The sequence below is a fragment of the Rhizobium metallidurans genome, assembly GCF_014196505.1.
GTDB classification, from domain to species: Bacteria; Pseudomonadota; Alphaproteobacteria; order Rhizobiales; family Rhizobiaceae; genus Rhizobium; species Rhizobium metallidurans.
Genome location: NZ_JACIDW010000013.1, coordinates 70,773 through 81,532 on the forward strand (window position 1 = coordinate 70,773; position 10,760 = coordinate 81,532).

The 10,760-nt window shown below is 62.7% G+C and carries 8 protein-coding genes; 4 read left to right on the forward strand and 4 right to left on the reverse strand.

Annotated features, from left to right (window positions below; genetic code table 11):
• Nucleotides 1–33: 33 nt before the first annotated feature.
• From GGQ67_RS18040 to GGQ67_RS18050, 3 genes are read right to left on the reverse strand one after another with little or no spacing between them, the layout of a single operon-like run.
• Nucleotides 34–1,056, reverse strand: coding sequence for a histidine kinase dimerization/phosphoacceptor domain -containing protein (locus GGQ67_RS18040; protein ID WP_183901514.1), 1,023 nt, complete (start codon nt 1,054–1,056; stop codon nt 34–36).
• A gap of 16 nt (nt 1,057–1,072) precedes the next feature.
• The gene (locus GGQ67_RS18045; RefSeq protein WP_183901515.1) at nt 1,073–1,510 is read right to left on the reverse strand and encodes a response regulator; all 438 of its coding nucleotides are present in this window, start codon (nt 1,508–1,510) and stop codon (nt 1,073–1,075) included.
• The gene (locus GGQ67_RS18050) at nt 1,507–3,000 is read right to left on the reverse strand and encodes a sensor histidine kinase (protein WP_183901516.1); all 1,494 of its coding nucleotides are present in this window, start codon (nt 2,998–3,000) and stop codon (nt 1,507–1,509) included. Before GGQ67_RS18050 ends, GGQ67_RS18045 begins: the two co-directional genes overlap by 4 nt.
• Before the next feature lie 268 nt (nt 3,001–3,268).
• On the opposite strand from GGQ67_RS18050, the gene GGQ67_RS18055 reads away from it, so the two are divergent.
• The 4 genes from GGQ67_RS18055 to GGQ67_RS18070 all read left to right on the forward strand — a co-directional run bounded on the left by GGQ67_RS18055 (nt 3,269) and on the right by GGQ67_RS18070 (nt 9,340).
• A complete protein-coding gene (locus GGQ67_RS18055; RefSeq protein WP_183901517.1) occupies nt 3,269–5,065 on the forward strand; it encodes an acyl-CoA dehydrogenase C-terminal domain-containing protein in 1,797 nt (598 codons plus the stop codon).
• A gap of 228 nt (nt 5,066–5,293) precedes the next feature.
• Complete coding sequence (locus GGQ67_RS18060) at nt 5,294–6,502, forward strand: acetyl-CoA C-acetyltransferase (RefSeq protein ID WP_183901518.1); 1,209 nt, start codon at nt 5,294–5,296, stop codon at nt 6,500–6,502.
• A 145-nt stretch (nt 6,503–6,647) separates the two neighbouring features.
• Nucleotides 6,648–8,864, forward strand: coding sequence for an FAD-dependent oxidoreductase (locus GGQ67_RS18065; RefSeq protein WP_183901519.1), 2,217 nt, complete (start codon nt 6,648–6,650; stop codon nt 8,862–8,864).
• 266 nt (nt 8,865–9,130) lie between these two features.
• Nucleotides 9,131–9,340 carry a cold-shock protein gene (locus GGQ67_RS18070; protein WP_018898356.1) on the forward strand — a complete coding sequence of 70 codons (210 nt, stop codon included), beginning with the start codon at nt 9,131–9,133 and terminating at the stop codon, nt 9,338–9,340.
• 84 nt (nt 9,341–9,424) lie between these two features.
• Here the strand turns inward: GGQ67_RS18070 and GGQ67_RS18075 are convergent, their stop codons facing one another.
• Nucleotides 9,425–10,624 (reverse strand): MFS transporter, encoded by a 1,200-nt coding sequence (locus GGQ67_RS18075; RefSeq protein WP_183901520.1) that lies wholly within the window; start codon nt 10,622–10,624, stop codon nt 9,425–9,427.
• Nucleotides 10,625–10,760 lie beyond the last annotated feature (136 nt).

The window sequence follows — 10,760 nt, forward strand, 5'->3', positions numbered from 1 at the left end:
ACCGGCCGCAAGCTATGTCAAGAGTGGGATGTGTTACTGCTGCCAGCGAACGGCGACATAGGTGCCATCAGCCTTGCCGTCGTGCCCGTAGCTGATCTCGGCGCCGAGCGTCGTGCCCATGGCGTTGATCAGCCGCGTCCCGAGGCCTGTTCCCTTCGGGCCGACGCTGCGGTCATAGCCGATCCCGTCGTCTTCGACCGAAAGCACCGCGAAACCATCGTCGGTGGCATCAAGCACGACGCGCACCTCGCCGGCGCCAGCCGTGTAGGCGTATTTCGTCGCGTTGGTCACCAGTTCGATCAGGATGACACCCAGCGCCACCGCCTTGTCGGCCGTTGTCGAGATCCTACAAAGCTGCGATTTCAGCGTGATGCCGCGGGCGATCGTGCTGCTGCCATGCAGTTCGGCGAGCAGGGGGCCGAGATAGACGTCGAGCTCGACCTCGCCGATGATCTCCGAGGTGTAGAGGCTGCGATGCACGCCGGCGATCGCCGTGATGCGGTTCTGCGTCTCGTTGAGCGCCGTCTTCGTCTCCTCGCTGCCGGCGATCTGCATCTGCATGCGGATCATCGCCGAAACCAGCGACAGGCTGTTGGCGATACGGTGGTTCATCTCCGCGAGCAGCAGTTCCGCCCGCTCCTTGGCGACGACAAGCTGCCGGTCGGCCTCTTGCTTCTCGCTGCGCAGCCGGGAATTCTCCATCGCCTGGTTGAGCGCGCTGATCAGAAGCGGAAAGAAATCGTCCGTCGCCGTCTTCACGACGTAATCCGCCGCTCCGCCCTTCAGCGCCCGGATGGCGACGTCGGCGTCGCTCGATCCGGTGACGTAGAGAACCGGCGTCGGCTTGCCGATCTCGGCGATCGCCTCGAGAAAGTTCAAGCCCGTCTGGTTCTCGAAATAATGGTCGAGAACGACGGCCTCGAAGGTCTCGGCCGCGAACAGCTCGAGCCCGATCTCGATGGACGGGGCATGGACGACTGTAAAATCGCTGCGCGCAAGCACCCGCGTTGCAAGGCGGGCTAGGGCCGGATCATCATCGACATAAAGGATGCGCACAGATTTTGGCTACTCGTTAGGGAACTTGGATGACGGAGAAGAACAGGCCGAGATTGCGGATCGCGGTGGAGAAGCCGTCATAATCCACCGGCTTGGTGATGTAGACGTTGGCGCCGAGATCGTAGCACTTCTGGATTTCGCGCTCGTCGTCGGTCGTGGTCAGAACCACGACAGGCAGGCGGCGCGTGTGCTCGTTGGTCTTGATCTTCTCGAGAATGTCGAGACCGGACATATCAGGCAGGTTGAGATCGAGCAGGATCAGCAGATAGCGATCCTTGCTGACCAGCCCGTCGCGATCCGGTCCGAGGATATAGTCGAGCGCGCCCTTGCCGAGCGTGAACGGCACGATCTCGTTGTTGACGCCGGCGCGGCGCACGTTCTTTTCGATGAGACGGGCATGGCCCTCGTCATCCTCGATCATCACGATCGTGACTTCCTGACCGGTCGCTTTCATAGTTCCATACTCCGTACGATTTTTGTGAGGTCCGCTGGCAACGTCAGAATGAACGTGCTGCCCTTTCCGAGTTCGGATTGGACCGTAATGTCTCCGCCCAAATTTCGGATTAACGAACGCACATGCGCAAGGCCGATACCTTCGCCGCGCTGATCCTGCTCGCCGGCCCGGCGAAACAGTTCGAAAACCCGTTCGAGATCATTGGTGGCGATGCCGCGGCCATTGTCCTTGACGTCGATCCTGACACGCCCGGGCCCATCGGGATAGGCATCGACGTCGATTTTCAGCGGCCGTCCCGGCATTTGATACTTGACCGCGTTGTCGAACAGGTTGCCGAAGATCTGGTCCAGCGAGAAGCGGTCGTTGACGATGTTGCCGATGCGGACGCGGGTTTCCGTCGTCCCGCCCGTCTCCACCAGCTGGTGGTGGACATTGGCGGCGACCGTGTCGATCATCGCCTTGAGGTCGATTCTTTCAGGCTGCAGCTTGCGGCGCCCGTCGCGGGAGATCTTCAGGATCGCGTTGATCAGCGCATCCATCTTGCGCGTGGATGAGCGGATGAAGCCGAGCGCTTCCGGAAGGTCTTCCTCCACCGCCATCCGCGCATCCTGGATATCCTGCTCGCCCAGCGTCTTGTTGTCCGCGAGCACATAGGTCGAGACCGCCTTCATGGCCGTGTCGAGCTCGCTCAGGAAGCCCATGATGTTGACCAGCGGCGCCCTGAGATCGTGGGTGACGATATAGGCGAAACGCTGGATTTCCTGGTTGGCGCGCATCAGGTCCTCGGTGCGCTCGTTTACGCGCGCCTCGAGCCCGACGTTGAGCAGCTCGACCTCCTTGGTCGCGAGCGAGAGATCGCGCACGTGCTGGACGATGATCAGGATCGCCCCGCCCAGGACGACGAGGATCGCCAGCGCGCCGCCGATCGTCACCATCTGCAGCGTGCTGGCCGCCGAAAGCTGCTTTTCCACCAGAACCCGCAGGCGGCCGTCGGTCTGGTCGAGGAAATCGCCGAGAATGGCACGAACCTTGTTCATGTAGACAAGTCCGGCATCGTCACGCACGACCGCCACCGCCTCCGCGGTCTTGCCTTCCCGCGTCAGCGCGACCGTCTTGGCAAGTTCGTTCATCTTGCCGTCGATCGCTTCGTTCAGCGCGTCGAGCTGCATCGCGTAGCTCGGCTGCGACTTGACGTTGTCGATCAGGTTCTGGCGGCGTTTGGGCAGGCTTTCCAACGCCGTCGTGTAGGGCGCGAGGTAAACGATGTCGTTCGCCAGCAGATAACCGCGCTGGCCGGTTTCCGCGTCCTGCACGGTGGTCAAAACGCCGACGATGGCGCTGCGCACCCGGCGCAGCGATGCCGTCTCGTCGGAATATTCGCGGTTCGCCTGGACAAGCCAGAGCGAGGAGCCGACGATGCCGAGCAGGATCAGGACGCCTACGGCAAGCATGATCAGGCTGGAGCGGAGGAAAGCGGCAGTGGAGGTCATGCGGCATCCGGTCATTGAAGTCGCGATGAGTTCTATAGAGAAGCTCGGCGGAAAGATAGCACCCTCACAGTGTGTCGCGGGCCACCCGCTGACGGGATGATTGCGCGGCAATGCTGTCGTCTGACGTCGCTTGCGCGCCGCGCCGCCCGGCGTCGATCTCACAAATTCGCGATGCAGCAAAATTTGACGTTTACGCAAACGTCAATATTTTGTAAGACACATACACAGGCCGGCATCGCCCGGCTGACGAATTGGAGGAATTCGAACGATGCCAGTCTACAAGGCCCCGGTAAACGACACGCTTTTCGTGCTGAACGATGTGCTGGGTCTGGAGCGCTACAACAATCTGCCGGGCTTCGCCGACGCCACGCCCGACATGATCGAGGCAATCCTCGGTGAATCCGCCAAGATCGCCGAAGAGGTGCTTTTCCCGCTGAACTATTCCGGCGATCAGGAAGGCTGCACGCGCAAGGAAGACGGCTCGGTTTCGACGCCGAAGGGTTTCAAGCAGGCCTATGACGCCTATTGCGAGGGCGGCTGGACGGGGCTTGCCGTGCCGGAGGAGTTCGGTGGCCAGGGGCTGCCCTACACGCTGCACGCCGCCGTCGGCGAATACACCTCGGCCGCCAACATGTCGCTGATGATGTATCCGGGCCTGACCCAGGGCGCCATCGCCGCCATCATCGTCCACGGCTCCGACGAGCAGAAGAAGACCTATCTGCCGAAGATGGTCTCCGGCGAATGGTCCGGCACCATGAACCTGACCGAGCCGCATTGCGGCACCGATCTCGGCTTGCTGCGCACCAAGGCTGTCCCGCAGGCCGACGGCAGCTACAAGATTTCCGGCCAGAAGATCTTCATCTCCGCCGGCGAACACGACATGTCCGGCAACATCGTCCACCTCGTTCTCGCCCGCATCGAGGACGCACCCGAGGGCACCAAGGGTATCTCGCTCTTCATCGTGCCGAAGTTCATGGTCGGTGCCGATGGCGCGGCCGGAGAGCGCAATGGCGTCTCCTGCGGCGCGCTCGAGCACAAGATGGGCATCCACGGCAACGCCACCTGCGTGATGAACTACGACGAGGCGACGGGCTTCCTGATCGGCGCGGAGAACAAGGGCTTGGCTGCCATGTTCGTGATGATGAACGAGGCTCGCCTCAGCGTCGGCCTGCAGGGGCTGGCGATCGCCGAGATCGCCTACCAGAACGCCGCCGAATATGCCCGCGAGCGCATCCAGGGCCGGGCATTGTCGGGCGCCAAGGCACCGGAAAAGAAGGCCGATCCGATCATCGTCCATCCCGATGTCCGCCGCGCGCTGATGACCATCCGCTCGTTCAACGAAGCCGGCCGCGCCTTCCTGCTCTGGACCGCGCTGAAATCCGACATCGCCCACCGCGCGACCGACGAGAAGGAGCGACAGACGGCCGACGATATTCTCGGCCTCGTCACCCCGATCCTGAAGGGCGTGATGACCGACAAGGGCTTCGACCATGCCGTCATGGCCCAGCAGGTCTTCGGCGGCCACGGCTATATCGAAGAGCAGGGCATGAGCCAGTATGTCCGCGATGCCCGTATCGCCATGATCTACGAGGGCGCCAACGGCATCCAGGCGCTCGATCTCGTCGGCCGCAAGCTCGGCCAGAATGGCGGCCGCGCGGTCATGGCGCTGTTCAAGGAGATCGGCGATTTCTGCGAGGAGAACCGCAACGACGAGCAGATGACCTTCTTCACCAAGAACCTGAAGAAGGGCTTGAACGACGCGCAGGCGTCGACCATGTGGTTCATGCAACATGCGATGGCAAAGCCCGACAATGCCGGCGCCGGCTCGACCGACTACATGCATCTCTTCGGCCTCGTCATTCTCGGCTATATGTGGGCAAAGATGGCCAAGGCCGCCAATGACGGACTGGCCGCCGGAGAGACCGATCGAGAGGCTTTCCTGCGCAACAAGCTGATCACCGCCCGCTTCTTCATGGAGCGGATCATGCCGGAAACGACGCTGCGCAAGGCGCGCATCGAGACCGGCGCGGAAACGATGATGGCATTGAGCGCCGAGGCGTTTTGACCACTGGTTTTCTCTTCTCCCCAGCGGGGAGAAGATGTCCAAAAGGATCAGGCGCAACTCGTTGCGCCGGAGATGAGGGGGTGAGCGACGAAGGAGCGATCGGCCGTCAGGCCGAGCCAGCCGACCCCTCATCCGACCCCTTCGGGGCCACCTTCTCCCCGTGGGGGAGAAGGGAAGCCCGAGGCAGACAAATTCACGGCCTGAACGCCGCTAGGGAGACGAGACAGGATGACCGAAGTTTTCATTTACGATCACGTCCGCACGCCGCGCGGCCGCGGCAAGAAGGATGGCTCGCTGCATGAGGTGCCGTCGGTGCGCCTTGCGGCGAAAACGCTGGAAGCGCTGCGCGACCGCAATGGTCTGAATACCGAAACGGTCGACGACATCATCATGGGCTGCGTCGATCCCGTCATGGAAGCCGGCGCGGTCATCCCGCGCGGTGCGGCCTTCGAGGCGGGCTACTCCATCAAGGCGCCGGGCATGCAGATATCCCGCTTCTGCGCCTCCGGCCTCGACGCCGTCAATTTCGGCGCCGCCAAGATCGCCCAAGGCGCCGATGACATCGTGATCGCCGGTGGCGTCGAGAGCATGTCGCGCGTCGGTCTCGGCATGTCCGGCGGCGCTTGGTTCATGGACCCGTCGGTCAACTTCCCTGCTTATTTTATGCCGCAGGGCGTCTCGGCCGATCTCATCGCCACCAAATACGGCTTCAGCCGCGACGACGTCGACGCCTATGCCGTCGAGAGCCAGAAGCGCGCCGCCAATTCCTGGGAGAAGGGCTTCTTCAAGAACTCGGTCATCCCGGTGAAGGACCAGAACGGCCTCGTGATCCTCGACCGTGACGAGCACATGCGCCCCGGCACCGACATGCAGGCGCTGGCATCGCTGAACCCGTCCTTCCAGATGCCCGGCGAAATGGGCGGCTTCGAGGCCGTCGGCATCCAGGCGCATCCGGAGATCGAGCGGATCAACTACGTGCATCACGCCGGCAATTCGTCGGGCATCGTCGACGGCGCCGCCGCCGTGCTGCTCGGCTCCAAGGCGGGCGGCGAGAGCATGGGGCTGAAGCCGCGCGGCCGCATCAAGGCCTTCGCCAATATCGGCTCCGACCCGGCGCTGATGCTGACCGGCCCGGTCGACGTCACCGAGAAACTGCTGAAGCGCACCGGCATGACGCTCGCCGATATCGACCTCTTCGAGCTCAACGAAGCCTTCGCCGCCGTCGTGCTGCGCTACATGCAGGCCTTCGACATCGGCCACGACAAGATCAACGTCAACGGCGGCGCCATCGCCATGGGCCACCCGCTCGGCGCCACCGGCGCGATGATCCTCGGCACGGTGCTGGACGAGCTGGAACGCCGCGATCTTAACACCGCGCTGGTCACGCTCTGCATCGGCGCCGGCATGGGCACGGCAACTGTGATCGAGAGGGTGTGATCGGGTTCAACCCTCCCCCTTGTGGGGAGGGTGGCCGGCAGGCGGGAGGGGTCTTTGCGGCAAATTCCCCTCCCCAACCCCTCCCCACAAGGGGGAGGGGCTACCCGCGCACAACAGAGAATTCCACGGGAAGAGGAATCCCATCATGACCACCTACACCAACTTCACCGTCGAGACCGACGCCGATGGCATTGCCCTTGTCACCTGGGACATGCCCGGCAAGTCGATGAACGTCTTCACCTCGGAGGTGATGGACGAACTGAATGCGATCATCGACCAGACGGTGGCCGATAGCGCCGTCAAGGGCGTGGTCATCACCTCCGGCAAGTCGAGCTTCTCCGGCGGCGCCGATCTCTCGATGATCAAGGCGATGTTCACCTTCTACAACGAGGAGAAGGTCAAGGACCCGTCGACCGCCGCGCAAAAACTCTTCGATCTCGTCGGCCGCATGACCGGGCTGTTCCGCAAGCTGGAAACATCCGGCAAGCCCTGGGTCTCGGCCATCAACGGAACCTGCATGGGCGGCGCGCTGGAGATGTCGCTTGCCTGCCACGGCCGCGTCGCCTCCAATGCCAAGTCGGTCAAGATAGCGCTTCCCGAAGTCAAGGTCGGCATCTTCCCGGGCGCCGGCGGCACGCAGCGTGTCGCGCGCCTGGCGGATGCGCAGTCCGCCCTGCAAATGATGACGACGGGCCAGTCGCTGACGGCTTCGCGCGCCAAGGCGATGAACCTGATCCACCAGGTAGTCGAGCCGGATCAGCTGATCCCCGCAGCCAAGCAGATGATCAAGGACGGCCTGAAGCCGATCGCCCCCTGGGACGAAAAGGGCTTCAAGGCCCCCGGTGGCGGCATCTGGACACCGGCGGCAGCCCAGCTCTGGCCGGCCGCGCCCGCAATCCTGCGCCGCGAAACCGCGGGCAACTATCCCGGCGCGCTCGCCATCCTGAAATCCGTCTACGAGGGCCTGCAGGTTCCCTTCGATACGGCGCTCAAGATCGAGCAGCGATACTTCACGCAGGTGCTGCAGACCACCGAAGCATTCTCGATGATCCGTTCCCTTTTCATCTCCATGCAGGAGCTTGGCAAAGGGGCCCGCCGCCCCGCCGGCATCGCAAAAACGGAGCTGAAGAAGGTGGGTGTCGTCGGCGCCGGTTTCATGGGGGCGTCGATCGCCTACGTGACCGCCGCCGCCGGCATTCCCGTCACCCTCATCGACCGCGACATGGAAGCCGCGACTAAGGGCAAGTCGGTCTCCGAGGGACTGGTGAAGGACTCGGTCGGTAAGGGCCGCCTGACGCAGGATGAGGGCGCGGCCCTTCTGGCGCGCATCACGCCGTCGGCCGATTATGCCGATCTCGCGGACGTAAACCTCGTCATCGAGGCCGTGTTCGAGGATCGCGACGTCAAGAAGGCCGTGATCGAGGCTGTCGAGGCCGTGCTGCCCGAAGGCGCGATCTTCGCATCCAACACCTCGACCCTGCCGATCTCGGGCCTCGCGAAAAATTCGAAGCGGCCGGTCGATTTCATCGGCGTGCACTTCTTCTCGCCGGTCGAAAAGATGATGCTGACCGAAGTTATCCTCGGCAAGGAAACCGGCGACAAGGCGCTGGCAGTCGCACTCGATTACGTCGCCGCCATCAAGAAGACGCCTGTTGTCGTCAACGATACGCGCGGCTTCTTCGTCAACCGCTGCGTCTTCCGCTACATCCACGAAGCCTACGACATGCTGATCGAAGGCGTGCCGCCCGCGATGATCGAAAACGCCGCCAAGATGGCCGGGATGCCGGTGGGTCCCCTGTCGCTCAACGACGAGGTGGCGATCGATCTCAGCCAGAAGATCCTGAAGGCGACCGTTGCCGATCTCGGCGAAGCCGCCGTCGATCCGAGGCATTTGGCGCTGATCAACAGGATGGTCGACGAACTCGATCGTCGCGGCCGCAAGAACGGCAAGGGCTTCTACGACTATCCGGCCAAGCCCGCCAGAAAGTCGCTCTGGCCGGAGCTGAAGACCTTCTATCCGCAGAAGAAGGCAGACGAGATCGATATCGAGGTGCTGAAACAGCGCTTCCTCGTCACCATCGCGCTCGAGGCGGCGCGCACCATGGAAGAAGGCATCGTCACCGATCCGCGCGAGGCCGATGTCGGCTCCATTCTCGGTTTCGGTTTCGCGCCCTATACCGGCGGCGTGCTCTCCTACATCGACGGCATGGGTGCCAGGAATTTCGTGACGCTCTGCGAGAAGTTAGCCGCCTCTTACGGACCGCACTTCGCGCCGACCGCGCTGCTCAGGGATATGGCGGCGAAGGGCGAGACCTTCTACGGCCGCTTCGACCCTTATGCCGGCGCGAAGGCTGCTGCCTGACCGAGCTTTCCATACGCATGATCGGGCGGGCTTTTCAGTCTGCCCGGTCACCCCAAAAATTGATCGATCCGGGCATCTCTGGTCGCTAAAGTTGCCTTGCCAGAGACACAATTACCACGTAAAAGCCTCGCATCGATCTTGCTAGATGAACTTTGTTACGGCCGCTCGTGCTGTTGCTCGCGAACTTCCTCCAAAATCGGTTTCCATCGCATGCTGGCTTTGTTCGGTGTGCACCATCTATGTACGATTTATAAAAGGATATCGTCATGAGCACAGGTACTGTTAAGTGGTTCAACGCAACCAAGGGCTACGGCTTCATTCAGCCGGACGACGGTTCTGCCGACGTTTTCGTTCACATCTCTGCTGTTGAGCGCGCCGGCATGCGCGAACTCAAGGACGGCCAGAAGCTGTCTTACGAGCTCGTTGCCGACAAGCGTTCGGGCAAGATGTCCGCAGACCGTCTGCAGGCTGCTTAAGTTTTCGAATATATCGTCTCCGGTTCGCCGGGGCGAACGAAAGGTCGGGTTCGCCCGGCCTTTTTTGTTGCCCGATTTTCGGGTTCAGGCGGCGATCCGCTGCGCTCTCGCGCGCTCCGCCCGCAAGCCGAGAAAGCCGATCCCGGTGACGACAACGATCGCCGTCGCGTAGATATCCGTGGTCAGCTGATACCCGAGCGACTTCGCCAGGAAGCCGGCGAGAATGGCCGGCAGGCTGAAGGCGAGATAGCTCTGGATATAGAAGGCCGACAGCAGTTCGGCGCGTTCGTCGGGCGCAGCCAGCGGCATGATCGTGCCCATCGCGCCCAGGAAGTTGGTGCCGAAGCCGACGCCGGTCAGCAGTGTGCCCAGAAGCAGCAGCGGCACGCTGGCAAGGTGCACGCCCGCAACAACCGTGAGCACGCCAAGCGTGGTCGCCAGCGTCCCGAAGGCGAGGTTGCCGTTGGCCGATTTGGCGCGCCTCAGATAGACGGCCACCGCCCCCGAGACCATAAGCGCCGTCACCACCGATCCGCCCGTCAGCGGCGCATGGCTGCCTGTGGTGCTCACCACCAGCGACGGCACGAGCGAGAGATAGAAGCCGCCGAGCGTCCAGTTGGCGATGTTGATCGGCGTGACAAGCGCCAGCGGCCGCCGCACTTGCGGCGGGATGGCAACGCGGGGCTTCAGCGACGCCCAGACACCAGGCCGCGTGGATGCGGTCTCGGCGGTTGCCCAGATCGCGCCCGCCTGGATGACGAAGGCGACGAGCAGGATCGCGTAGACCAGATGCAGCGGAAATGGCCCATACTGGATCAGCGCGCTGGTTCCAAAAGCGCCGATCGCCATGCCGGATAGCGGCGCGATCGAATTCACCAGCTGCCCCTTGGCCCGGTCGACATCGACGAGGGCCGCGCCGATCGAAGCGCCGGCGATGCCTGTCGCCAGCCCCTGCATGATCCGCGCCGCGATCAGCCACGCTGGCCCGCTGGCAACGGCAAACAGCGCCATGGCGATGATCTCAAGCACGAGCGCCGAAAAGATCACCGGCTTGCGGCCGAGATGGTCGGAGATCGAGCCGGCGATCAATAGCGCAAGCAGAAGCGCGAGGGCATAGACCGCGAAGATGACGGTGATCAGCACGGGAGAGACCGCGAAGTTCTCCTGGTAGATCCGATAAAGCGGCGTCGGCGCCGCCGAGGCCCCGAAGAAGGTGGCGAGCGTCACCGCGTGAAAACGGATGGGGTTTGACTTCGTCTCTATGGATTTGCCGGGTGCGGGCATATATAAGCTCCTTAAAGCTAAGTCGTTGCGTTAGTCCGATGTAGGGCAGACGTGCGCTAAAAGCAAATAATTTGCGTTAATGGATCGCTCAAAGTTTTTGAACCATGGCGCGCTCGGGAGGCCGAAGGTCGGATAG

Bases quoted from the DNA above. Each gene is read 5' to 3' on its own strand.
- GGQ67_RS18045 (WP_183901515.1), bottom strand. From the start codon at position 1,510: ATGAAAGCGACCGGTCAGGAAGTCACGATCGTGATGATCGAGGATGAC.
- GGQ67_RS18050 (WP_183901516.1), bottom strand. From the start codon at position 3,000: ATGACCTCCACTGCCGCTTTCCTCCGCTCCAGCCTGATCATGCTTGCC.
- GGQ67_RS18055 (WP_183901517.1), top strand. From the start codon at position 3,269: ATGCCAGTCTACAAGGCCCCGGTAAACGACACGCTTTTCGTGCTGAAC.
- GGQ67_RS18060 (WP_183901518.1), top strand. From the start codon at position 5,294: ATGACCGAAGTTTTCATTTACGATCACGTCCGCACGCCGCGCGGCCGC.
- GGQ67_RS18065 (WP_183901519.1), top strand. From the start codon at position 6,648: ATGACCACCTACACCAACTTCACCGTCGAGACCGACGCCGATGGCATT.
- GGQ67_RS18070 (WP_018898356.1), top strand. From the start codon at position 9,131: ATGAGCACAGGTACTGTTAAGTGGTTCAACGCAACCAAGGGCTACGGC.
- GGQ67_RS18075 (WP_183901520.1), bottom strand. From the start codon at position 10,624: ATGCCCGCACCCGGCAAATCCATAGAGACGAAGTCAAACCCCATCCGT.